The sequence below is a fragment of the Streptomyces sp. NPDC003023 genome, assembly GCF_042888225.1.
Taxonomy (GTDB): Bacteria; Actinomycetota; Actinomycetes; order Streptomycetales; family Streptomycetaceae; genus Streptomyces.
The window spans coordinates 1-21,792 of the sequence record NZ_JBIAPL010000015.1 but is presented as its reverse complement, the minus strand read 5'-3'; the positions used below and the strand labels follow the sequence as shown (position 1 = coordinate 21,792).

Sequence of the window (21,792 nt, the reverse complement as noted above, 5' to 3'; positions counted from 1 at the left end):
TCGGTCAGGCGTCGAACCGCCCGTCGGCGGCCGCGCGTATGAACCGTTCCAGCACTTCGGGGCGCGTGGCGACAAGCACGTCGGGCACCTTGCTGTCCCGGAGACGGACGGTGCCGTCGGGGGCGAGCGCGACGCAGACGCAGTTGGCCGCTTCAGCGCTGTAGGAGGACTTCTGCCAGGCAAGCTCGTGCACAGGTCGGGCCTTTCAGAGTTCTTTGGCGATGCGGTGGATGAATGTGCGTGACTTCTCTTCGGACAACGCCTGGGACTCCATCCGGTCCAGTACGGATCGATAGCGCGCCAATTGAGCTTCCGCGTCAAGGAAGTCGCACCCGTGGTCGGTGTCCAACACCACGGTGTCAAGCTGCGGCACAGGTCCCGACGCGTAAGTGATCGGCTGTCCGGAGGCAGGGAAGGACGCCTCTCCGAAGGGCAGGACCAGAACCGTCACGTTCTCGTGGTCCGACGCGTCCAGCAGAGCCATGAGCTGCTCCCGGGCGACCTCCCGCCCTCCGTAGCCCATGCGCAGGGCCGCTTCGTGAACAAGAGCGGTGTATGGAGTCGGCGTGCCCTCGAAAAGCACGGCCTGCCGCTTGATGCGGTACGAGACCCGGTGCTCGATCTCGTACGGCCGAAGACGCGGCACACTCTCGGCCATCACGGCACGGGCATGCGCGGTGGTCTGGAGCAGTCCCGGCACATGGATCACCACGGCTACGCGCAAGCAGGTGGCATGGTGCTCCATTTCTGCCAGATCGAGCAGGCCGGGTGCCAGAAGTTCCGCGTACTCGTCCCACCATCCTCGGGCACGGCTGCCGGTCATCGCTGCCAGTGCGTCGACGTAACCTTCTTCATCGCAGGCGTAATTGTGCGCCAGGGCGCGCACCCGTTCCGCACTCACCGCGTAGCGCCCGGCCTCGATGTTGCTGATGCGGGATTGCGGTCCGCCCAGCAGCCCTGCTGCCTCGGTCGACGTGAGACCTGCGCGTTCGCGCAACTTCCGCAGCTCTGCGCCGAGCCGCTGCTGTCGCAGGGTCAGGGACGTACGGGCCGGCATCGCACCCTCTTTCCAGGTATCACCCACACGGATGGAGTTGTAAGTACTTCTCGAATCTCATGTAAGACCTTACAAGTCCCGCGCTACGGTGTTGCTCACGCACTCGACCGCCGAGCAGCCGACAAGACGGAAGCGCACCGCACCCGCGGCACTGCCACCGCACGACGTACGCCGATCGTCGAGTGATACAACTCCACCGCCCCACAGGAGACTTCCGTGGACACCGTATCCCCGCCCACTCCTTGGTCGTACGTCCTCCAGCTCCCCCACCACCCCTTCGCAGCACGCGTCGCCCGCCACACCCTCCGCACCGTGCTCGGCGGCCACGGCATGACCTCGTTACTCCACACCGCCGAACTGCTGACCTCCGAACTGGTCACCAACGCCTACCGCCACTCCGACGGACACGCAACACTCCGCATGCGACCCATGGACGGCGGCGGGCTCCGTATCAGCGTCTGGGACTCCAACCCGGACATCCCCGCCCCCTTCGACGGCAAGCCGCTCCCACCCGACGCAGCCCCCCTCACCGAAGGCGGTCGCGGTCTACGGATCGTCGTCCGGCTGGCCGTCAACTGGGGCGGCTGTCCATTCGGAGACGACCTCTTCGGCCGTAACGGCAAACTGCTGTGGTGCGAACTCGACGCCGCGCCTGTGCGGTCGTCGTGGACGTCCACGCCAGATGAATACGGGTGCACGAACGGAACGACCAGAGGCACACTGCGCGAATGAGCTCAGCAACGCCACAGGCACCGTGGTCCCACGCCCTCCGCCATGTCGAGGCACTGGCTTCCGGTGGCCCGATGGACGCGACGTTGCGCGTGACCCTCAACTTCCACCCGGATCGCCTGCTGCGCGGCAAGCCGATCCTGGACGCCATGGGCGAAGACGGTTTCTACCGCTCGCAGTTCGTCACAGGAACGAGTAACGGCGGGTTGACCGCTCACCGCGGCGGCGATCGTTGGCACTGGGAGAGCCGGATCTTCGACGGTGCGTACGACTCGGCGTCCGCCCACGAGCGCCCGGTCTACGGAGCCTTGAACTTTCGCCGCAAACCGGCCGGCGGGGCGCCCCGATTCGGCTCCGCCCACTTCAGACTGACCTCCGGGACCCTGGACCGGACCACGTTCTGCTACCCGGACAGTTGTGCCGAGCCCACGGATTTCGGCGTGGCGGCCCGTATGGGGCTCGTCGAACTCGCCCTGGCCGATTCCCGGGACGCCATCGACGACTACATAGAGGCACAGGTGCACGGACCGGTCGAGGTTCGGCATCATGTGGAGGCGCTGGTCCTTGACCCGTCCCATCGAGGCACGGCCGTGGAGACCTCGGCTCTCCGTCTCGGCTGCCCGGTGGAGTGGCACGACGGCTTCCGGCTCACCGTCGACGAACTGCGCCGCCGTCCCGACTACCGGGGCCAGGAGTACGTCGATCTGGGCACGCAAATCGCCGTCGACGGGGCGCTCGATCCTCGTATCGTCGGTGACGCCGCTCGCACCGGCCGATTCGATCCCCAGGCGCTCAAGAAGGTGTGGCACTGCCTCGCGCGCTTCGGGTCCCCGTCGAACCACCAGCCGGCGAGCGGGGTGCGGCTCGGTGCGTAACCGAGTTGTGATGGACTTCAGCCGGATCATGAACTCATGGTGTCAAGCATCGTCGTCCAGTACACAGAGCTCCTGCGATCGAGCTCGTTCGACCTCTGGGTCCGGTTGCGGGAGCTCCTGACGGACCAGGGACTCGATCCTGCCCGGACGACAGTCGTCGACCTCCTGCAGGGGGGTCCCGACCATGAGGACGGTCAAGTCATCGCCGATGACAACCGGGTCTACAGATTCCGCCTTTTCTACGACCAGGCAGCAGAGCACGCCGCGCGAAGCGCCTACCTGGACAACTGGACAGATATCACCGAGTCCTGGGAGACCGGATCCTTGGCAACGCGCACAGAAGGCGCCTTCGCTTGGAAGTCCGACCCTTCCTCTTCGGGCTGACTGTCGTGCAGGGTCGGCGAAACCACACGCCCGACAGGAGTCCACCGCCTCCTCGCATCGAAGCCAAGCTCTCACTCATTCTGAAACGATCAGCAAGTGTGGTTCTCAACCCGGCCCGGCTGAGTAAGCGGGCGATCGCCACGGCCTGTACGCACACGCAAGCGGTGTGCCTGACGGGGACAGCCCTCAGGCCCGCGCATTGGAGTCCCGACGCATGACCGATCCTGCCCGCACTGCCGCAGATGACGACGCGCTTCTGGAGAGACTTCATGCCCTCGCGTGGGGAACCGGAGATGTTGTCCCTTACCCCACCGTCCTGCCCGAGGGGCCCTTTCCTGCGCTCACCGAGTCCGAGGTCGAGCACGCGGAGCAGAAGATTGGTTATCGCCTGCCCGAACTGCTCCGGCGCATCTACACCGAGATCGGAGATGGAGGATTCGGGCCGGACGGCGGCCTCGCTTCACTGACGGAGGGCCGCCGGCCGCCCGGGTATCTGGCGGACTGGCCCTGCGCTCTGACCGTGCACCCCCAGCGATCTTGGTGGGGGCCGCCGCGGTCCTGGTTCTTTCTGACGGGCGGTGGTTGCAGCATGGAGTGGTACGTCTCGCTGACAGCGGTCGACCACCCAGTGCTGCTCTGGGACGCCGAAGGCTGGGAGCCGGACTGGGGGCAAGATCCTCATGACGGCCTGCGGTACGCGGCATCCTCGCTGCGCCACTGGCTCTGGACCTGGGCCGACGGGGGCAATGTCTGGGACGAAGCGCTGCAACGGCCCGATGGCGACGGCCCGAAGGGCGACGAGTAGATCAGTTCACGTGTATCTGATCCGGTGACGGGACGATCCGGCTTCCGCCCGCTGAGCCTGGGCCTCAGCGGGTACCTGCGCGCCGAAGGCATCCGGCAAGGGCGCCCCGGAGGACTGGTAGAGCCCGCGAAACGCACTCGCGGCCATCCCTGCTGACGGACGACGAACGGACAGAAGGGCACCAGGTCTCGTCGTTCAAGCAGCACCGACAACACAGCCAGAGCCACGTAGGCTGCTCTGGCGCAGGACGGCGTGATCCTCGGCGGAGGCCCTCATGACAGGCGGCAGCAGGTCCGGCACGCATATCGGCGACGGCCACATCGGACTGGCCGTGACGATCATCGCCTTGGTCGTCATCGCTATCGCCTCGGGCCCTCAGTGGGCCTTGACCGTCGCGGGATGCTTCACCGCCTGGTTCGTCGTGGCGTTGATCGTCATCCACGTCAGGGGCGGACGCGGCGGAGACGCACTTGGACGCGCCTACGTCGCCACCTTCTGGTGGGGCGACTACATCAGTCCCTGATGGAGAGGGGCGACAAGCCGGGGCCGAAGGACATCTTGCGCCGGTCGACTCCGAGTCCGCCCCCGGCCGTGCCGACACAGGATCGTCACCGAACTGACATACCGAACGGTCAGTAACTCCTTTGTTCCTTGCTCTACCCGTGAGTAACGTACCCGGACCGCCGGCGCCACCCGCCTGTCCCTCACGGCGGCAAGGAGCAGAAGAACGATGTCGTACCACCACCAGCTCTTCCCCGATCCGCCACGGCCGCCCAGTGGCACCGGCCGCCACCGTCAGGAGCCGGCGGTCCCGGCCTGGGACTTCGAGGCGCAGCAGCCGTGGGACCGGGCGCCGACCGTACAGCCGTCCGGCAGCGACGACCACGGCCGCGGACGCGAAGTGCGGAGCCTCGGCTCGGCCTACCGCAGGCTGCGGCGGATCTCCACCCTCACCGCGCTCGGCTACTTCGTCCTCTTCCTCCTCCTCTCCGCCTACGTCCCCGGCATGATGACCGGCGAAGTCAGCGGCGGGCTCACCACCGGGTTGCTGCTGGGGCTGCTCCAACTGCCCGTGGCGCTCGCCGCGATCGCTCTCTACGAACGGATCGCACGCAGGCGCGTCGACCCGCTCGCCCACTCGGTCGCGGAGCGCGCCGAGCAGGTGGCGGCCCGGCGGGGTGGACGGCAGCAGCGCGCCGGAGGTGCCCGCGCATGAACGGGTTCAGCTCTGACGCCCAGACCATGTCCCTGATCGCGTTCATCACCGTCATCACCGTGACGCTGCTGCTGTGCGTGATGACCGGCCCCGACCGTGACGACCTGGGCGAGTTCTACACCGGCTACCGCTCGCTGACCCCGATGCAGAGCGGCTTCGCGATAGCGGGCGACTACATCTCCGCGGGCACCGTCCTCGGCACCATCGGCATCGTCGCACTCCTCGGGTACGACGGGATGACCCTCGCCCTGAGCACCGTGCTTTCGCTGGTCCTGATGATGTTCCTGCTCGCCGAACCCCTGCGCAACGCCGGCCGGTTCACCATGGGGGACGTCTTCACCCGCCGCGCCCCCGGGCCCCTCGTGCGGATCACCGCCGCCGCCGTCACGCTGACCGCGCTGCTGCCGCTGGTGATCTTCCAGCTCGCCGGCGCGGGCGACCTGCTCGCCGTCGTCCTCGGATTCCACGCAGACGGGTTCAAGACCGGCTCGATCGTGTTCCTCGGCCTGCTCATGATCACGTACGCGGCGATCGGCGGTATGAAGGGAACCGCCTTCATCCAGATCGTCAAGACCGTCGTCCTGCTCGGCGCGGCCACCGCCATCGCCGTACTCGTCCTCGAACGCTTCGACTTCAGCGCCCCCGCGCTGCTCGATGCGGCCAAGGCGGGCAGCGGGGCGGGGGACGCCTATCTCGCCTCCGGACTGCAGTTCGCGGGCAGCGAGATCGACATGATCAGCACTCAGTTGACCGTCGTACTGGGCGCGGCCGTCCTCCCCCACATCACGATGCGCATGTTCACCGCCCGCAGCGCGAGCGCCGTGCGGCGCTCCATGTCCTGGGCCGTGTCGATCGTCGTCGTGACGTGTCTGCTGATCGTCGTCATCGGCTTCGGCGCCGCCGCCGTCGTGGGCCACGAGACGCTGGCCGCCGGGGACCCGCAGGGCAAGACCGCGTTCCTGATGGTCAGCCAGGCGGTCATGGGGCCCGACCCCAGCACCTTCGAGACCCTGCTCTTCACGGCCGTGGCGACGGCGATCTTCCTCACGCTGCTCGCCTCCGTCGCCGGGATCACCCTGGCCTGCGCCAACACCCTGGCCCACGACCTGATCGCGCACGGGCTGCGCAGAGCGCGACTGGAGGACCGTACGGAGATGGCCATCGCCAGGGGCGCCGCCGCGGGCGTCGGCCTCGTCGCCATCGCGATCGCCGCCGGCGCCAGGCACCTGAACCTCCAGGCGCTGCTGACCCTGTCCTTCTGCGTCGGCGCGTCAGCCGTCGCACCCGCCCTGGTCTACAGCCTCTTCTGGCGCCGCTACACCCGAACCGGACTGCTCGCCACACTCGTCGTGGGCACCGGCTCCGCGCTCGTCCTGATGACCGGCAGCAACCTGGTGTCCGGATCGCCGCAGTCCGTCTTCCCCGACCTGGACTTCAACTGGTTCCCGTTCACCACGACGGGCCTCGTCTCCGTCCCGCTGGGCTTCTTCGCGGGCTGGCTGGCGTCCGTCCTCTACGACAGCGACGGGGCCGAGCGCCGCCGCTACGAGGAGCTGGAGCCGACGATCCTCGCCGGAGTGCCGACGAACACCTGAAGGCGGCGGCGGCCCGGACTCCGGTGTCCCACGCCCTGAAGAACCCGGCCGCGCTGTCGGCCGACGCTGCCGGCCGACGCCGCGCAGCGGCTGCGCCGCGTGGTCGACGCGGCCGTCGCCCACGTCTGTGCCGGAACCGCGGCGGCTGCGGGACGGGCGCTGCTGGTGCTGGTGTTCGTCGCACCGAGCCGCTTCCCGGTCCGCACGGACGGCGACTGAAGCCCGGCGGTCGGCTCAGCGCGCTGCGCCGACCAGTCCGGCGCCCGTGGGCCGGTCGCCGCGCGCGGTGATCCGGCCGGCGACCCAGGCGTCCACACCGCGCGCGGCCAGCGTCGTGAGCGCCTTGTCCACGGAGGTCTCCGGGACGACCGCGGTCATGCCGACGCCCATGTTGAGGGTCCTCTCGAGTTCCGGCCGGTCCACCCGGCCGACCCGCCCGACGAGTTCGAAGACCGCGCCCGGCGTCCAGGTGGACCGGTCGACGACCGCGTGCAGCGTGTCGGGGATCACGCGGGCCAGGTTGTTCGCCAGACCACCGCCCGTGACATGGCTGAAGGCGTGCACCTCGGTGGTCCGCGTGAGTTCCAGGCAGTCCAGCGAGTAGATCTTCGTGGGCTCCAGCAGCTCCTCGCCGAGACTCCGGCCGAACTCCGGGATCTCACGGTCCAGTGACCAGCCGGCCCGGTCGAGGAGCACGTGCCGCACGAGCGAGTAGCCGTTCGAGTGGAGACCCGAGGACGCCATCGCGATCACCGCGTCCCCTTCTTCGACCCGGTGCGCGCCCAGCATCCTGTCGTGCTCCACGACGCCCGTGCCCGCACCCGCCACGTCGAAGTCGTCCTCGCCCAGGAGCCCCGGGTGTTCCGCCGTCTCGCCGCCGACCAGGGCGCAGCCGGCGAGGACACAACCCTCGGCGATGCCCCGCACGATGGCGGCGACCCGCTCGGGACGCACCTTGCCGACGCAGATGTAGTCGGTCATGAACAGCGGTTCGGCGCCGCAGACGACCAGGTCGTCGACGACCATGCCGACCAGGTCGTGGCCGATCGTGTCGTACACGTCCATCCTCCGGGCCAGATCGACCTTCGTGCCCACGCCGTCGGTGGCGGACGCCAGCAGCGGACGCTCGTACCGCTTGAGCGCGGAGACGTCGAAAAGACCGGCGAAGCCGCCGAGGCCGCCCAGGACCTCAGGGCGCCGCGTCTTCCTCACCCATTCCTTCATCAGCTCGACGGCACGGTCGCCCGCTTCGATGTCCACACCCGCGGACGCGTAGTCGGATCCGGAAGAGCTGGTGGTCATGTACGGGCCCCTTCGGGGAGTCGGGAAGTCGGGAAGTCCCGGCGGCGGGCGGCCGCGGGCGTGTTCACCACGACGCGGCGTCGCGGAACGACGTCGGTGAGGGGTGGAAACCGAGGCCGTGCAGGGCCGCGCCCAGGGAGAGGGTCCGTTCCTCTGCGAGGTGGCTGATCGCGTAGCGGGTGATGCGCGGCGGGCCGGGCCGCCGCGCCAGGCGCCATGCCGTCTCCGCCGTGACGGCGGCCGCAGCCGCCACCGCCGTCGGCAGGGCACGCACCCGCACCCGCAGGCCGCGCGCCGCGAGCAGTTCACGCAGGGCCTCGCCGATGGCGACGGTGTCCGCGTCGGCGATGTTGTACGTCCCCGGCGCCGTGGCGGAGTCGCAGGCCAGCAGCGCCGCATCGGTCAGGTTGCGGATGTGCGTGAGCGACTGGAGGGCCGTGCCGTCGCCCGGCAGCCACAGCGAGCCGCCCCGGACCGCGCTCAGCACCCGGGGCAGCAGGGTGCGGTCGCCCGGGCCGTAGACGGCGTGCGGGCGCAGCACCACGGTGTCCGGCCGGCCCGTCAGGGCCCGCTCCGCTGCGGCCTTCGAGGCGGCGTACGGCGTGAGGTACCGGCGGACCGGGGCCTGTGCCTCGTCGGCGAGCACCGTCGGCCGGAACGGGTCGTACACGCTGGCCGTGGAGATGTGGACCAGTCGTGTGCGGGGGAAGGACACCGCCACGTTCTTCGTACCGGTGAGGTTGGCGTGCCAGACGGGCTCGGGCCGTCCCCAGTCGCTCACGGCGGCGGCCGCGTGCACGACCGCGTCCACCCTCGGGGCTTTCGCCCAGGGACCGGCGGCGAGGTCCCAGTCGGCGCGGGTGAGTGCGTGGACGGTCCAGCCCCGTTCCGCCGCGGCGCGGCAGACGGCGCCGCCGACGAATCCGCGTGCGCCGGTGACGGCGATCCTCACGGCGTCGCCCCCGCCCGGTGGGCCGCGTCCGCCCGGCGCAGGGAGGTGCGCAGGGCCTCCCGGTCCGGTTTGCGGGAGCGTCCCGCGACCGGGATCCGGTCCAGGACGACCACCTCGTCCGGCAGCGCGGCCGCGTCGATGAGGGTGGAGAGCCGTGAACGTACCGACGCGGCAAGGGAGTCGGCGACAGCGGGGGTGTCGGGGACCAGGGCGAGGACGACCCGTTCGTCGCCGTAGGCGTCCGGGACACCCACGATGACGGCCTCCGCGACACCGGGCAGGGCGGCGACGGCCGGCTCGTACAGCCCGGGGTAGATGTTTGTACTGCCGCGGATCAGCATGTCCTTCTTGCGGCCGAGGAGGACCAGCTGCCCGTTCTCCAGCCGGGCGAGGTCTCCGGTGGCGTGTTCGTCCATCGGCGGCTCGCCGAGGTAGCCGCGGCACAGATTCGGCCCGGAGACCAGCAGTTCGCCGTCTCGCGCGGTGCGCACGCGGATGCCCGGCAGCGGGGCGCCGAGGAGGTCCCCGGGGCCGGTGTGGGCGGTCTTCCGGCTGCCGGTGACCACGGCGACCGGAACCATTTCGGTCATCCCGTACACCGCGAGGAAGTCCACCCGCGGCAGGGCGCGCGCGGCCCGGCGCAGCAGCCCGGGAAGCACGGGCGCTCCGCCGAGCACGAGGTGGCGCAGCGAGGCGGGCATGGCCGCGTCGCCTCGCTCGACGGCCTCGACGACGGCGGGCAGGTCGGCGGGCACACAGAACGCGTGTGTGGCGCCCGCCAGTCCGCGGGCGAAGCGGACGGGGTCGGCCGCCGGTGCGAAGCCGTACGGCGGCATCGTCCAGTGTGCTCCGGCGACCAGGGCCGGGACGCCCATCATCAGCTGGTCGGTGTGCAGGACATCCCCGTCGCCCATGCCCAGGGCGTGCCCGCAGCCGGCCAGGCCCGCCCCGAGGGAACCGCGGGTGTGCACCACGGCCCTGGGCGCCCGGGTGGTGCCCGAGGTGAAGACGACCAGCGCCTCCTGGTCGGGGTCGGGGTCCGGGCGCAGCACCGGGACGGGTCCGGAGGCGAGCCGGCGTGCCGACAGGGCGCCGGCGGGCACCCCCGGCAGTCGGCGGCCCGCGTGAATGTGGCGCAGACCCAGCCGGTGGTACGGGGGCAGGAGCAGCCCTCGCCGCCTGGCGAGCGGGCGGCCGTACCGGGCCACCGCGTACAGCAGGGACTCGGCGGCGGCCCAGCGGGGAGCGGCGAGTTCACGGCGGGCGGTGAACAGTTCGGGACCGGCCCCGGGGTCGGCGAACACCACGGTGCCACCGGCCGCAATCACTCCCAGGGCCAGGACGACGCCGTCCGGTCCGGGGCGTACGGAGAACAGGACCCGGTCGCCGCGCTCCATGCCCGCCGCCCGCAGTCCCTGCGCGGTGGCCAGCACCGCGCGGGTGAGCCGTGCGTAGCTGAGGGTGCGGGCTCCCGGTCCGGTGAGCGCGGCGGCGTCACCGCGCCGGTCGGCGGTGTCGAACAGGGCCGTCAGCAGGTCGGTCGCGGTGCCGCTACCCGGCCGGCGTCGGGTGTCGGGTGATTCGGTCAACTGGTGCTCCGGAGCTTCAGGCCGAGCCGGGCGTACCCGGGGATCAGCACACGGCGGGCGGCACGGCGGCCGGTGACGGCGACGGGCCCGGCGGCGAGGACGGCGTCCAGGACGGCGTGGATCTGCGCCATGGCGAGCGGCATGCCCAGGCAGAAGTGGGGGCCCGCCCCGAACCAGAGCCGCCGCAGTTCCGGCGGGTGGGGCGACTCCGGGTCGAAGGGGCCGTACGCCTGTGAGCACAGCAGCGTCGCGATCACGACGCGGTCCCCGGCGTCCACGGGGACCCCGCCGACGGTCGTGCGTCCGGTGACGCTGCGCAGCATCACCGGCGACGGCACCGTGACGCGCAGCGCCTCCTCCACGACGGCGTCGCGACCGGCCCCGCCGCGGCCGTCGTCACGGTCCATGCCTCCCGGTCCGTCGAGCCGGCCCGTGTCGTGGCAGATGGCGACGAGACGCGGGATGAAGGAGACCAGGGTCTCCGTACCGGTGAGCAGAAAGGCTCCGACCGCGCCGCGGGCCTCCTCCTCGCTGAGACCCAGTGCGCGCAGCCGGCCCGGCAGGGTCTCCTCCGAGCCCTGGCGGTAGGCGGTCACCGCGGATGCCGTGAGGTTCCCCAGCACCTCGCGGGCCCGGGTCACCTGCCGACCCGTCATGGAGTGCCGCCACAGCCGCACCATCCTCGTGACCTCGGCCGCTTCGGCGTGGGCGGCGGCGAACCGGCCCGGTTCCACCGGCATTCCGACGATCTCGCAAATGGCGGCGCCCGCACAGGTCTGGGCGACGTGCACGAGGTCGACCTCCTCACCGGCGCCGAGCCGGCGGGTGAGATCGGCGAGCGGCTCCGCCAGCACGCGGGCGCAGAGCGCGGCGACGTAGCCGGGGGTGAACAGCCCGGAGAGGCGCCGGCGCAGTGCCGTGTGGTCGGGGCCCTCCATGTTGAGCAGCACTGACGGGCCGAGCACCGGGGTCCACAGGTCGGCGGGCGAGCCCGGACCGGTCTTGGTGAAGCGCGTGGTGTCGCACAGAACTTCGCGGGCAAGGGCCGCGTCGCTCACGACGACGCCGACGCGCGGGACACGCACGACCGGTCCGCGTGCGGCGACGGCCTTGAGCAGCCGGTACGCGACGGGGTGGGCGGAGGTCTGCAGCCGGCGCTCCCACCGGTCGGGGGCGGCGGGTGGTGCGACGGTCGCCGTCATCGGATGTCCACTTTCTCGGGCCGGTACCGGTGGTCGGCGTACCAGCCCAGGGTGCGGCGCAGCCCCCACTCGCGGACCCGGCGGGCGGACCCGGCGACGCGTACGTCGCGCCGTACCCCGTATGCCGTGGTCAGCTTGCGTACCGCGTTGACCAGGGCCCGGTCCTCGTGGACCTCTTCGATCGCGGTGCGGGGGAACCCTCCGGCACGCTCGTACAGTTCGGCCGTGATGGCCATGTTGCAGCCGGGTGCCATCACATACGGGCCCAGGTAGTGCGGTCCGCGGTTGCCTGGCCTGAACCGTCCGAAGAGCGCCGCGACCTCGGTGGCGCCGACGAGTGCCGCACGGCGCAGGGGCGGCAGCGGCGCCTCGTCGGTGCGCGGGCGCAGCCGGCCGGCGACCAGCTGGAGGCCGGTGCCGAACGCCGCCCGTACGCGGGCGGTCCAGTCGGTGGCGGGCAGGCAGTCGGCGTCGGTGCGGGCCAGATGTGTGGCGCCGTGCGCGATGGCGTAGCGCATGCCGGTGTCCGCCGCGGCACCGGTGCCCTTGCGTGTCTCGCGCACGATGTGGAGGTCACCGGGGAACCCGAAGGACCGTACGACGTCGGCGGTGCCGTCCGTCGAGTCGTTGTCGACGACCACGAGGGAGAAGTCGCGGTCGGTCTGCGCGGCGAGAGCGCGCAGCGTCGCTGTGATTCCCGGCGCCTCGTTGTAGGCGGGGACGACCACCCAGAGGCTCACAGCCGGATCACGCTCAGTCCCATGCTGATGCCGCCGGCGAGACCGACGAGGGCGACCAGGTCGCCCACGCCCGCCTGGCCGCTCTCCCTGGCGCGTACGAGCTGGAGGGGCAGGCTGGCCGAGGCCGCGTTGCCGTGCTCGGTGACAGTGACGGTGATCTTGTCCTTGGGCAGGCCGAACCGTTCGGTGAGTTCGTCCAGGTAGGGCTTCGAGACCTGGTGCACGCAGACGGCCGCCATGTCCTGCCAGCCGACGCCGAGCCGTTCCAGCGTGTCGTCGAGTATGCGCGGGCCGAGTTGTTCGAAGGCGCGGCGCAGGCCCACGCCGTCGAGCCGGAAGTAGGTGTGCTCGTCGCCCCGGGGGTTGGCGGAGCCGCCGGAGGCCAGCGTCCCGACGCTCCAGGATCTGGAGTCGGCGGTGAACCCGCAGCCGAGGACGCCCGGTTCACCCGATGCCTCGACGAGGAGCGCCGCGCCCGCGTCGGAGAGCGTGTAGCCGGGGATCGACGCGAGATAGGTGCGCAGGTCGGGCACCGACCAGCGGACGGCGCGCGAGGGGGTCTCGCCGCAGGCGATGAGGACGCGGCGGTAGGAACCCTGGGCGATGAGGGCGTGCGCGGTCTCCAGTGCGTTGAGCACGCTGTTGCACGCGTTCTTCACGTCGAAGACGGGGCAGCTCAGGCCGAGACGGTCGGCGACCATGTGGGAGGTCGCGGGCTCGACCATGTCCTGGCTGGCCGCGGCGAATATCAGCAGGTCGACGCCGCCCGGGTCGGTCCCGGTGTCGGCGAGCAGCTTGCGCGCGGCGGCGGCGGCCAGGTCGGAGGCCTGCCAGTCGTCGGGCATGACATGGAGCCGTTCGACGCCGGTGAGGCGGCGGACCAGGCCGGGCGGCGGCCGGAATCCGGTGCCGGCCGAGGCGACACGCTGCTCGGTCTCCGTGTCGGAGCGCACGGTCTCCGGCATGTGTACGGCCACACCGGCGAGCCGGGCATGGATGCGGGGCATGAAACTGGTCTCCCGTCAGACGAGGGTCACGGTCAGCCGGTCGTACGAGGGAATGACCACGCGGCGGCTGTAGCGGCGCTCCACGACCCGCCAGGGCCGCCCGACGGCGGTCAGCGTCTCGAGGGTGCGACCGATCTCCGCCTGGGCGATCGCGGAGCCCAGGCAGTGGTGACGGCCGGCGCCGAACCACAGTTGCCGGTTGGCCGGGTCGGCGGGCCGGTCGAGGCAGAAGCCTCCGGTGAAACTGTTGGCGGTGTAGTTCAGCAGCGTGATCCGGTCACCGGCCCGGAGGTCGCGTCCGCCGAGCCGAACGTCACTGCGTACGGTCCTGCCGATGACCGGTGCCGGGGCGGTCACGCGCAGCCCCTCGCGGACGGCCTCCGGGACGCGTTCGGGCGATGCCACCAGCTTGTGCTGCTCGCCCGTGTCGTGCAGCAGGGCGACGGTGCGTGTGATCGCGCTGGCGGCGGTCTCGGTCGCCGCGACGCCCACCAGCGCCGCCATGCCCGCGGTCTGCCGGGCGTCGAGGCCCACTTCGCGGCAGCGGCCGATGAGGTGGTCGGGGGACTCGGTGCGCCACGCCTGTTCCACGTGACCGGTGAGCCGGGCGACGATGTCCCGGCCGCGCGCGACGGTCGCCTCGGTCAGATCGCCGCCTCCGGCGGCCTCCACGGAGAGCGCGGCCAGTTCACGGGCGGTGGCGAAGACACGCTCGTAGGCCGTGTCGTCGGTGCCGGTGACGGGGACGCGGAGCAGTTCCGTGACGATCCGGCCGACGACCGCCCGGCCCAGGGCCGCGACGTCGACCGGCCGGCCGACGGCCAGTTGGGCGCGGGCCTCTGCCAGCCGGGCCCCGACGGTGCGATCCACCAGGGCGCGGGCAGTGGTCTCGCCGAAGAGTTCGCGGGTCCCCGCGCGCAGGGCCCGGTGCCCCTCTCCGTCGAACAGGTCCTCGACCCAGTCGCCGAGGAGCTGGGCCCACAGCCGGCCGACCCCACCGCGGTCGAGGACGGTGAAGTGCTTCTGGTCGGTGAGGACGGATCGCGCCATGGCCGCGTCGGCGGTCAGCCAGCCGATGCGGGGGACGTACTTCAACGGCCGGGCGAACCGTCCGGCGTGCAGGAGGATCGGGAGGGCGGGGCGGCTGGCTGCCAGCACGCGCAGTTCGTGGAGGCCGGCGCGGTTCATGAGGATGATCCATCTCGTCGTCGTACACGGGTCCCCGCGGGCCGCGGGCCCGCAGGGGTCTCCTCCCCGGACGGGGGATGACAGGGAGGAGACCCCGGCGGGAGGCGGGCTGGGGTCAGCCCGCCTGGGGCGGGAAGAGCGCTGCCATGCCGTCGATCGACTCGGGTCCGTATCCGACGGAGCCGACCGGCACACGGGACTTGGTGGCCTCGATGACCTTGGCCGTCCACACGGGGCCGAAGCCGCCGCACAGTTCGATGAGCTGGATGCCCTCGTCGACCATGGCCGCGGCCACCTCGGGAGCCCTGGACGGGTCCTCCATGCCGACCATGACGGCTCGGAACCCGTCACGCTCGATCACGGAGCGGTCCCGCTCGGGGTCGAGCCCACGCCCGGTGAAGAGGAATCCGAATGCGTCGAGTGCCATGCTCATCGCTCCTTAGTTCTGTTGGGGCGGCCGGGGGTTCCCGGTCACCTCGGCCACGACCTCGTCGGCCGCTTCCGACAGGGTGAGCCTGCCCAGGAAAGCCCCGCTGGGCAGGCTGACGCCGTAGGACTTCTCGACGTCGCGGACGAGGACGGCACTCGTCATGGAGTCGATGCCGAAGGCGCTGAGCGGCACATCGGTGTCCAGCTCGGACGGCTCCATCTCCAGCAGCTCGGCCACGACCCGGCGCAGACGTTCCGTCACCAGCAGTGGGGTGATGTCCTGTGCGGTGCTCATGCCGCGCCCTCCGTCCGTCGGCTGGACCACTGCGCCAGCGGCACCAGCTGTCCTGTCCTCACCTGTTCCGCGCATGTGCGGCGGCGGATCTTTCCACTCGTCGTGCGGGGGATCTTGTTGCGGGGCACCGCGTAGACGCTGACGCCGGCCGGCAGCACCCTCGCCACGGCGATCCCGGCGGCGCGGACGGCCGCGGCGAGTTCGGCGGGTTCGCGCACGGTCGTCTCGACGACGACCGCCACGCCCCGGTCGTCCTCACCGAGCGGCCAGGCCGCGGCCCGCTGCTGGGCGAAGGCCGGGTGGGAGTCCAGCGCGACGGCTTCGGCGTCCTGCGGGAAGTAGTTCTCGCCGCCGATGACCAGGACGTCCTTGATGCGGCCGGTGATGAACAGCTCGCCCTCGTCGACGAAGCCGAGGTCCCCGGTCCGTACGTACGTCCGGCCGGCGTGCGTCTCGTCACCCTCCACACGTGCCGCGAAAGTGTCCGCGGACTCCTGCTCGCGTCCCCAGTAGCCGCCGCAGTTGCCGGGTGAGTCGACCCAGATCTCACCGACGACGCGGTCGGCGAGGGCGTGACGGGTCTCGGGGTCGACGACGGCGACCGTGACCTTGTCCACCACGGATCCGCAGCCGACGAGTTCGACGCCCTCGTCGGCGGCGGTGGTCTTCACCGCCTTGCCCTCGGCCAGCGCCTCACGCTCGTACAGGCCCACGACAGTAGGCACCAGCGACGGGCTGAGGCTCACCGCGAGAGTGCACTCGGCGAGCCCGAAGCCCGGGGAGAAGACCTCCTCCCGGAAGAAGCTCGTCCGGAACGCGTCGGCGAACCGGCGCTGGGTGGCGGCCCGTACGGGCTCCGAGCCGTTGACCGCGACCCGCCAGGTCGACAGGTCGAGCGCGGCACGCTGCTCCTCCGGCACCCGGTTGACGCACATGTCGTACGCGAAGTCGGGCGCGGCGGTGAAGACGTCGTCCTCGGCGGCGATGGCGCGCAGCCACACCTTCGGGTCACGGACGAACGTGGACGGCTCCATGGTGACCGTGGTGGCGCCGGAGACCAGCGGAAGCACCACGGCGGTGCACAGCCCCATGTCGTGGAAGAACGGCAGCCAGCTGACGATGGTGGTGCCGGGTTCGACGTCGCAGCGGTCACGCATCGCGGCCTGGTTGGCGACCAGGTTGCCGTGGGCGACGACGACGCCGCGCGGGTCGCCGGTGGACCCCGACGTGTACTGGAGCAGCGCGGTGGCCGCCGGGTCGAGCGCGGCCGGGTCGGGCAGGGCGGCGCCGGGCTCCGGGTCGTCCTGCCGTACGGCGACCCAGCGCACCCCGGGAAGCAGGTCGGTGTCCGCCTCCTCGGCGTCCTGCCGGGTCGAGACGAGGACGGCGCACGGGGCGCAGTCCGCGCAGATGCCCGAGAGTCGCTCGGCGCGGGTGGTGGTGCCCGCCCGGGCGGCGGTGCGGAACGCGGGCACCGGCACGGCGATCATGCCGGCGTACAGGCAGCCCAGGAAGCCGATGTGGAAGTCGAGTCCGGGCAGTGCCGGCACGATGACGCGGTCGCCGGCGCTGCCGGCCCCGCGCAGTGCCACGGCCAGGGCCCTGGCCCGGAGGTCGAGTTCGACCGGGGTCAGGCTCTCGATCGTGGTGCCGGACGCGTCGAGCGCGGTGACCACGGGGCGGTCGGCGTCGGAGCCGGTGGTACGGGCGAGAAGGGCTTCAACGATGGTGTGGGCCTCCCGACCGGTCTGCGCCGGTGCCGGAGGCTGGGTCGCGGTCGCCTCGGTTGGGGTGTTCACTGCTGAGCTCCTCATTCGGCTGTCGCTCGGGTGGCGAGGGCGGTGTCGGATCGGGCCCCCGCCCCGCACCGGGGTACCGGGGCGTGGGCGGCGGGGACAGCGGTCGGGTAGCGGCCGGTCAGGCAGGCCGTGCAGTAGCCGGAGGAGTCGCCTCCCACGGCTTCGGTGAGCCGGTCCAGCGACAGGAACGCCACGCTGTCACAGCCGAGTTGGCTCGCCATTTCGGTGATCGGCATTCGGGCGGCGAGCAGTTCGTCGGGGCGTCCGGTGTCGATCCCGTAGAAGCAGGGCCACCGGTACGGCGGGGAGGCGACCCTCAGGTGCACCTCCACGGCTCCGGCGTCGCGCAGCAGGCGGGTCACGGTGCGCATGGTGGTGCCCCGCACGAGCGAGTCGTCCACCAGCACCACCCGCCGCCCCGCGACCGCGTCCGCGACCGGGGCCAGCTTGCGGCGCACCGTGTTCTCGCGGGCCGCCGGGTCGCCGGCGATGAAGCTGCGGCCGACGGCTCCGGGCCGCAGCAGTCCCTGCACGACGGACAGGCCGGCCCGCTCGGCGTAGCCGTCGGCCGCGACCCGCGCGGTCTCCGGTGTGGCCACGACGACGGGGCGCGGCGATCCGCCGACCGGCGCGTAGTCGGCCAGGGCCTGACCCGCCCGGTAGCGGGACTGGTAGACGCTGCGGCCGGACAGCGTGGAGTCGGCGCGTGCGAAGTAGACGTACTCGAAGAGGCAGGACGCCGTCTTCGCGTCGGGTACGGCGAGACGGCTGCTGGCCGTACCGGTGGCGCCGATGGACAGCACCTCGCCGGGCTCCAGTTCCCGCACCACTTCACCGCCGACGGCGGTGATGGCGGCGGTCTCCGAAGCGAGCAGCCAGCTGTCGCCACGCCGGCCCAGGGACAGCGGCCGGAACCCGTGCGGGTCACGGACGCCGTACAGGTCCTCCCCGTCGGTCAGGACCAGGGCGTACGCGCCCCGCACGCCCCGCAGCACCTCGTGCAGTGCGGCCGATGTGTCGAGGCCGGAGCGTGTGCGGGCGTCGAGCAGCATGCGGGCGAGCAACTCGCTGTCGGTCGCCCACAGTCCGGGGTCGACGGAGTCGGCGCCAGGTGCGGTGTGCGGGTCCACCAGGGTGCCGTTGTGCGCGAGGACCAACGGCGGCCGGTCCAGCACCACGGGCTGGGCGCCGGCCAGGCCGTCCCGTGCGCCGTGGGTGGCGTACCGGACGTGGCCGACGGCCACCGGGCCGTCGGGGAGCCCGTCGAGGTCGGGGAGCGCCTGGGCGACGGTGCCCGCGCCATGCCGTGCGACGACGGCGCCGCCCGTGCCGACGGCGATGCCGGCGCTCTCCTGCCCACGGTGCTGCAACGCGACCAGCATCTCCCGTACCAGAGCGGCATGGTGGCCCACGGGCCCCCAGACACCCGCGACGCCGCAGGCCTCGCGGGGCTTGTCCGCGGCGTACGGGTCCGCGCTCATGCGGTGTCACCGCCCGCGTCGAGCCATTCGGTGAAGGAGTCGAGGTCGGGCAGGATCACGGTCGAGCAGGAGAGGACCGCCAGGTTCTGCCGCATGTCCGTGATCGACACGACGGTGCGCCCGGCCCGGTGGGCGGAGAGCATCTCGGCGGCTGTGCCCATGCTCGGCTCGTGGCCGGGCAGCCAGGCGACGCAGACGTCGCTGTCGGCCGCCAGACGGGTCAGCCGGTGGAACAGATCGGTCAGTTCCCGCAGCTCCGGGGCCAGTTCGCAGTGGCGCAGCACCGGCCGGTCCGCCAGCGCGGCATGTGCGGCCCGTACGTCGGCGGGGTGCGAGGTCAGCCATTCGGCCATCACCACACCGGGGTCGTGGATCACGGCGTCGGGCCGCCGAGCCCGGAGGGCCCTCGTCAGCAGCTCCCGGTAGGACTGGTCGGTGAGGTGCGCGCCCGTGCGTGCCCCCTGCATGGTCCCGGCCAGGAAGTACGAACGGACCTGCCGTGCTGTGCCGGGCAAGGCCTCGGCCGTCATTCGTCCTCCAGGGAGTAGGGCGCGAGAGCCAGCCCGGCGGGCGCGGCGGCGCGGTGAATGGACGCTGCCTCGAGGAGGAACGCGATCACGTCGTCCGGCGGCGCGGACACCGCGTCCGCCACGACTTCGAGGTCGCGCTGGAAACGGGGGTCGCCGTAGGACGCGACCGCGCCCTGGTTGTTCTTGGTCAGCATCACGGCGCGGTCCTCCGCGACGCCCGCGGGCCGCCCGGCCAGGGGGAGGATCAGCTCCGCCATCTCACGGGTGACCGGGTGGAGGACCCGTACGGACACGCTGTGCTGCTCGGGGTGGACCAGCAGCGGACGGACCCAGTCCGCCGGCGGCGGCACGGTCTCCAGCCGCGAGTCCGGGCGCATGACGAACGACCGGGAGGCCACGTTGTGCCCGCGTCGCGGGCTGAAGCGCAGGTAGTCCAGGCGGATGACGTCGTCGTCGAGCGTCCAGGTGGCACGCACCCGCCCGGGAGCCGGTGTGCCGTCCTCGCGCGCCCGGAACGGGTAGGCGTCCACGACCACCTGTACCGCGCCGTCGACCGCGGCGGACCGGTCGAGCCGCAGCGGCTCGCCGTGCAGCAGGTAGGGGTCGAGAACGACGACGTCGTCCTTGCCGCGGTAGACCGCAGCGACGTGCCGCCCGTCGATCAGGTACTCGGCGGCGACGCCCGTCCGCTCGGTCACCATCCGTCCGGCGGCGAAGGACTGCCACGCACAGGACAGGCCGAAACGCGGCGGCGCCGCCCGGGTGCCGAAGTACTCGTGGAACTGGGACGCGCTGTTGTACGGAATTCCGACGAGCACCTCGTCGAGGACTTCCTTCTGCACATCGGTCAGCAGTGCCGCACCGAGGGTGTTCACTTCCGGCCTCCCTTGAAGAGCGCCGCGGCCTGATCCAGCAGGGAGGGCCGGTTCGCGTACATGGTGTCCCGGCCGCCCAGCAGCGACAGGTGGTCGCGGAGTACCCGGAGGTACGTGAGGAGTTCGAACTGGGTGAGGTTGCGGGGCGAGTCCAGGAACTTGATGCCACCGCTGATGTCCACGTCCCGGCGGCGCTTCATCTCGTCGAATCTGCGGGCGGTCTCCGGGTCCTGCCGGCGCGCCGCGAGATAGGCGGCGATCACCCGCGACTGGAGCTCCACGGTGGGGAAATGGCCGCCGGTTCCGTCGGTCATTCCGGCGATGAAGAGATCGTCGTAGCGAGGCGAGAAGGCCAGCAGATAGAAGTCGGGCCGGCCCTTGTTCCAGTCGAGGTGCTCCTCGGCGACGAACGGGATGTGAATCCTGAATCCGGTCGCCAGAATGATCGTATCGAATTCTTCTGACGTACCGTCGGCGAATTCCACGAATTTACCGTCGAACCGAACGGGAGCCGTTCGCACCTTGACCCGTCCGTGCGCACAGTAGTACGGCAGCAGCGAATTGACGATCGGCGGGGATTCGAGCGGCTCGTGGTCGGGCTTGGGCAGGCCGAACTGCTCGGGGCTGCCGATGCTCAGTTTCAGCATGGTCCGGTACGCGGCCCGTGCCACCGGGGCCGGCAGCCGCAGGTTCTGACTCGATTCCGAAACCTGGTCGGCGGGCTTCCCGAAAATGAACTTCGGGAAGAAGTAGTATCCGCGGCGCATGCTGATGGCTACGTCGTTGGTGACACCCGCGGCCTCCACCGCGATGTCGCAGCCGGAGTTGCCGGCGCCCACGACGAGCACCCGCTTGCCTGCGAGGTCGGCCGGGCTGGTGTAGTCCCTGCTGTGCAGGATCTCGCCGTCGAACTTGCCCGCGAACGAGGGTGTGTGCGGATGCCAGTTGTGGCCGTTCGCGATGATCAGAGCGCTGTGCTCCTGCGAGTGGCCGTCCGCCGTGGTGACCCGCCAGCCGTCGGGGAGCCGCTCCACCTCGGTGACGTCGGAGTCGAACCGGATCAGACGCAGCAGGTCGAACCGCTCCGCGTACTGCCTCAGATAGGCGCTCACCTGGTCATGGCGAGGATAGGCGGGGAGCCCGCGGTCCATGGGCAGATCGGAATATCCGGTGACCTCTCGCGAGGTGATGGTGTGCGTGTTCTCGTAAACAGAGCTTCGCGGATTTCCGATGTCCCAGATACCACCCACACCGGAATGGGATTCGTACGCCACGCAGTTGATGTTCAGATCAGCGAGATTCTTGAGCGAGGCGAGTCCGGAAGGCCCGGCTCCGATTACCGCGACCGGCCGCGGATCCGCTTGTGGTTCTGGCACGTGAACTCCCCCGTTGGAGACTGTGACTCAGGTATCTGACACCCTCGCTGCGCGCGGGGTGCATACCAAGACTCCACCGTGGGCCTGCCGTAACTCCAGCCACTTTTAAGGACTTTCAAACGACACGGGAAAACAAGGAGGATCCTTGACTTCCGTGCCTCGACTTCCGCCTAATGGGCGCGACCAGCCTTCGAGTGAAAGTGAATCACATCACTTTTCCTCTTCGGATTGAACCAATCGAGTCGTTTCTGCGTAGGCAGCGTCACAAGGAGGAGTGCCCGTGGCTCGCGTCGTAGTCGACGTCATGCTCAAGCCCGAGATCCTCGACCCCCAGGGACAGGCGGTGCAGCGTGCACTGCCTCGACT

General features: G+C 71.0%; 24 protein-coding genes. 8 read left to right on the top strand and 16 right to left on the bottom strand.

The annotated features are described in order from the left end of the window. Positions 1-4: 4 nt before the first annotated feature. Complete coding sequence (locus ACFYV1_RS32055; protein WP_389399154.1) at positions 5-193, bottom strand: DUF397 domain-containing protein; 189 nt, start codon at positions 191-193, stop codon at positions 5-7. A gap of 12 nt (positions 194-205) precedes the next feature. After that, the gene (locus tag ACFYV1_RS32050) at positions 206-1,057 is read right to left on the bottom strand and encodes a helix-turn-helix domain-containing protein (protein ID WP_389399153.1); all 852 of its coding nucleotides are present in this window, start codon (positions 1,055-1,057) and stop codon (positions 206-208) included. Positions 1,058-1,273: 216 nt separating this feature from the next. Between ACFYV1_RS32050 and ACFYV1_RS32045 the strand changes: the two genes are divergently transcribed. From ACFYV1_RS32045 to ACFYV1_RS32015, 7 genes are all read left to right on the top strand, one after another. Next, complete coding sequence (locus ACFYV1_RS32045) at positions 1,274-1,789, top strand: ATP-binding protein (protein ID WP_389399152.1); 516 nt, start codon at positions 1,274-1,276, stop codon at positions 1,787-1,789. Beyond that, positions 1,786-2,661, top strand: coding sequence for a DUF3626 domain-containing protein (locus ACFYV1_RS32040; protein WP_389399151.1), 876 nt, complete (start codon positions 1,786-1,788; stop codon positions 2,659-2,661). The genes ACFYV1_RS32045 and ACFYV1_RS32040 overlap by 4 nt, the downstream gene beginning before the upstream one ends. Before the next feature lie 36 nt (positions 2,662-2,697). Beyond that, on the top strand, positions 2,698-3,045 hold the full coding sequence (locus tag ACFYV1_RS32035) for a hypothetical protein (RefSeq protein WP_389399150.1): 348 nt from the start codon (positions 2,698-2,700) through the stop codon (positions 3,043-3,045). A 214-nt stretch (positions 3,046-3,259) separates the two neighbouring features. Then, positions 3,260-3,850 (top strand): SMI1/KNR4 family protein, encoded by a 591-nt coding sequence (locus ACFYV1_RS32030; RefSeq protein ID WP_389399149.1) that lies wholly within the window; start codon positions 3,260-3,262, stop codon positions 3,848-3,850. Positions 3,851-4,124: 274 nt separating this feature from the next. Then, complete coding sequence (locus ACFYV1_RS32025; RefSeq protein WP_389399148.1) at positions 4,125-4,373, top strand: hypothetical protein; 249 nt, start codon at positions 4,125-4,127, stop codon at positions 4,371-4,373. Between the two features lie 207 nt (positions 4,374-4,580). Further along, entirely contained in the window at positions 4,581-5,066 is a 486-nt protein-coding gene (locus tag ACFYV1_RS32020) for a DUF485 domain-containing protein (protein ID WP_389399147.1), read from the top strand. After that, complete coding sequence (locus ACFYV1_RS32015) at positions 5,063-6,661, top strand: cation acetate symporter (RefSeq protein WP_389399146.1); 1,599 nt, start codon at positions 5,063-5,065, stop codon at positions 6,659-6,661. The genes ACFYV1_RS32020 and ACFYV1_RS32015 overlap by 4 nt, the downstream gene beginning before the upstream one ends. Before the next feature lie 234 nt (positions 6,662-6,895). On the opposite strand, the gene purM is transcribed toward ACFYV1_RS32015, so the two are convergent. The 14 genes from purM to ACFYV1_RS31945 form a co-directional block, all read right to left on the bottom strand. Continuing rightward, on the bottom strand, positions 6,896-7,963 hold the full coding sequence (purM, locus tag ACFYV1_RS32010) for a phosphoribosylformylglycinamidine cyclo-ligase (protein WP_389399145.1): 1,068 nt from the start codon (positions 7,961-7,963) through the stop codon (positions 6,896-6,898). 64 nt (positions 7,964-8,027) lie between these two features. Then, a complete protein-coding gene (locus tag ACFYV1_RS32005; RefSeq protein ID WP_389399144.1) occupies positions 8,028-8,915 on the bottom strand; it encodes an NAD-dependent epimerase/dehydratase family protein in 888 nt (295 codons plus the stop codon). Next, positions 8,912-10,504 carry a class I adenylate-forming enzyme family protein gene (locus tag ACFYV1_RS32000; protein WP_389399143.1) on the bottom strand — a complete coding sequence of 531 codons (1,593 nt, stop codon included), beginning with the start codon at positions 10,502-10,504 and terminating at the stop codon, positions 8,912-8,914. The genes ACFYV1_RS32005 and ACFYV1_RS32000 overlap by 4 nt, the downstream gene beginning before the upstream one ends. Then, a complete protein-coding gene (locus ACFYV1_RS31995; RefSeq protein ID WP_389399142.1) occupies positions 10,501-11,706 on the bottom strand; it encodes a cytochrome P450 in 1,206 nt (401 codons plus the stop codon). Before ACFYV1_RS31995 ends, ACFYV1_RS32000 begins: the two co-directional genes overlap by 4 nt. Then, positions 11,703-12,446: a glycosyltransferase gene (locus tag ACFYV1_RS31990; RefSeq protein ID WP_389399141.1), complete on the bottom strand. Its 744-nt coding sequence runs from the start codon at positions 12,444-12,446 to the stop codon at positions 11,703-11,705. Before ACFYV1_RS31990 ends, ACFYV1_RS31995 begins: the two co-directional genes overlap by 4 nt. Continuing rightward, entirely contained in the window at positions 12,443-13,453 is a 1,011-nt protein-coding gene (locus tag ACFYV1_RS31985) for a 3-oxoacyl-ACP synthase III family protein (protein WP_389399140.1), read from the bottom strand. Before ACFYV1_RS31985 ends, ACFYV1_RS31990 begins: the two co-directional genes overlap by 4 nt. A 15-nt stretch (positions 13,454-13,468) precedes the next feature. Next, a complete protein-coding gene (locus ACFYV1_RS31980) occupies positions 13,469-14,641 on the bottom strand; it encodes a cytochrome P450 (protein WP_389399139.1) in 1,173 nt (390 codons plus the stop codon). Between the two features lie 115 nt (positions 14,642-14,756). After that, positions 14,757-15,068 carry a DUF6506 family protein gene (locus ACFYV1_RS31975; RefSeq protein WP_389399138.1) on the bottom strand — a complete coding sequence of 104 codons (312 nt, stop codon included), beginning with the start codon at positions 15,066-15,068 and terminating at the stop codon, positions 14,757-14,759. Positions 15,069-15,080: 12 nt separating this feature from the next. Beyond that, complete coding sequence (locus ACFYV1_RS31970; RefSeq protein ID WP_389399137.1) at positions 15,081-15,365, bottom strand: acyl carrier protein; 285 nt, start codon at positions 15,363-15,365, stop codon at positions 15,081-15,083. Continuing rightward, entirely contained in the window at positions 15,362-17,164 is a 1,803-nt protein-coding gene (locus ACFYV1_RS31965) for a fatty acyl-AMP ligase (protein WP_389399136.1), read from the bottom strand. The genes ACFYV1_RS31970 and ACFYV1_RS31965 overlap by 4 nt, the downstream gene beginning before the upstream one ends. Before the next feature lie 11 nt (positions 17,165-17,175). Beyond that, positions 17,176-18,645, bottom strand: a complete 1,470-nt coding sequence (purF, locus tag ACFYV1_RS31960; RefSeq protein WP_389399135.1) for an amidophosphoribosyltransferase — start codon at positions 18,643-18,645, stop codon at positions 17,176-17,178. Next, positions 18,642-19,175, bottom strand: a complete 534-nt coding sequence (locus ACFYV1_RS31955; protein ID WP_389399134.1) for a hypothetical protein — start codon at positions 19,173-19,175, stop codon at positions 18,642-18,644. The genes purF and ACFYV1_RS31955 overlap by 4 nt, the downstream gene beginning before the upstream one ends. Next, positions 19,172-20,050, bottom strand: a complete 879-nt coding sequence (locus tag ACFYV1_RS31950; protein WP_389399133.1) for a hypothetical protein — start codon at positions 20,048-20,050, stop codon at positions 19,172-19,174. The genes ACFYV1_RS31955 and ACFYV1_RS31950 overlap by 4 nt, the downstream gene beginning before the upstream one ends. Next, positions 20,047-21,426: a flavin-containing monooxygenase gene (locus ACFYV1_RS31945; protein ID WP_389399132.1), complete on the bottom strand. Its 1,380-nt coding sequence runs from the start codon at positions 21,424-21,426 to the stop codon at positions 20,047-20,049. Before ACFYV1_RS31945 ends, ACFYV1_RS31950 begins: the two co-directional genes overlap by 4 nt. A 280-nt stretch (positions 21,427-21,706) precedes the next feature. On the opposite strand from ACFYV1_RS31945, the gene ACFYV1_RS31940 reads away from it, so the two are divergent. After that, the coding region (locus tag ACFYV1_RS31940; protein WP_389399268.1) for a phosphoribosylformylglycinamidine synthase subunit PurS at positions 21,707-21,792 on the top strand (86 nt) is incomplete at its 3' end.

Bases quoted from the DNA above. Each gene is read 5' to 3' on its own strand.
- ACFYV1_RS32050 (WP_389399153.1), bottom strand. From the start codon at position 1,057: ATGCCGGCCCGTACGTCCCTGACCCTGCGACAGCAGCGGCTCGGCGCA.
- ACFYV1_RS32040 (WP_389399151.1), top strand. From the start codon at position 1,786: ATGAGCTCAGCAACGCCACAGGCACCGTGGTCCCACGCCCTCCGCCAT.
- ACFYV1_RS32035 (WP_389399150.1), top strand. From the start codon at position 2,698: ATGGTGTCAAGCATCGTCGTCCAGTACACAGAGCTCCTGCGATCGAGC.
- ACFYV1_RS32030 (WP_389399149.1), top strand. From the start codon at position 3,260: ATGACCGATCCTGCCCGCACTGCCGCAGATGACGACGCGCTTCTGGAG.
- ACFYV1_RS32025 (WP_389399148.1), top strand. From the start codon at position 4,125: ATGACAGGCGGCAGCAGGTCCGGCACGCATATCGGCGACGGCCACATC.
- ACFYV1_RS32020 (WP_389399147.1), top strand. From the start codon at position 4,581: ATGTCGTACCACCACCAGCTCTTCCCCGATCCGCCACGGCCGCCCAGT.
- ACFYV1_RS32015 (WP_389399146.1), top strand. From the start codon at position 5,063: ATGAACGGGTTCAGCTCTGACGCCCAGACCATGTCCCTGATCGCGTTC.
- purM (WP_389399145.1), bottom strand. From the start codon at position 7,963: ATGACCACCAGCTCTTCCGGATCCGACTACGCGTCCGCGGGTGTGGAC.
- ACFYV1_RS31995 (WP_389399142.1), bottom strand. From the start codon at position 11,706: ATGACGGCGACCGTCGCACCACCCGCCGCCCCCGACCGGTGGGAGCGC.
- ACFYV1_RS31985 (WP_389399140.1), bottom strand. From the start codon at position 13,453: ATGCCCCGCATCCATGCCCGGCTCGCCGGTGTGGCCGTACACATGCCG.
- ACFYV1_RS31980 (WP_389399139.1), bottom strand. From the start codon at position 14,641: ATGAACCGCGCCGGCCTCCACGAACTGCGCGTGCTGGCAGCCAGCCGC.
- ACFYV1_RS31975 (WP_389399138.1), bottom strand. From the start codon at position 15,068: ATGGCACTCGACGCATTCGGATTCCTCTTCACCGGGCGTGGGCTCGAC.
- ACFYV1_RS31970 (WP_389399137.1), bottom strand. From the start codon at position 15,365: ATGAGCACCGCACAGGACATCACCCCACTGCTGGTGACGGAACGTCTG.
- purF (WP_389399135.1), bottom strand. From the start codon at position 18,645: ATGAGCGCGGACCCGTACGCCGCGGACAAGCCCCGCGAGGCCTGCGGC.
- ACFYV1_RS31955 (WP_389399134.1), bottom strand. From the start codon at position 19,175: ATGACGGCCGAGGCCTTGCCCGGCACAGCACGGCAGGTCCGTTCGTAC.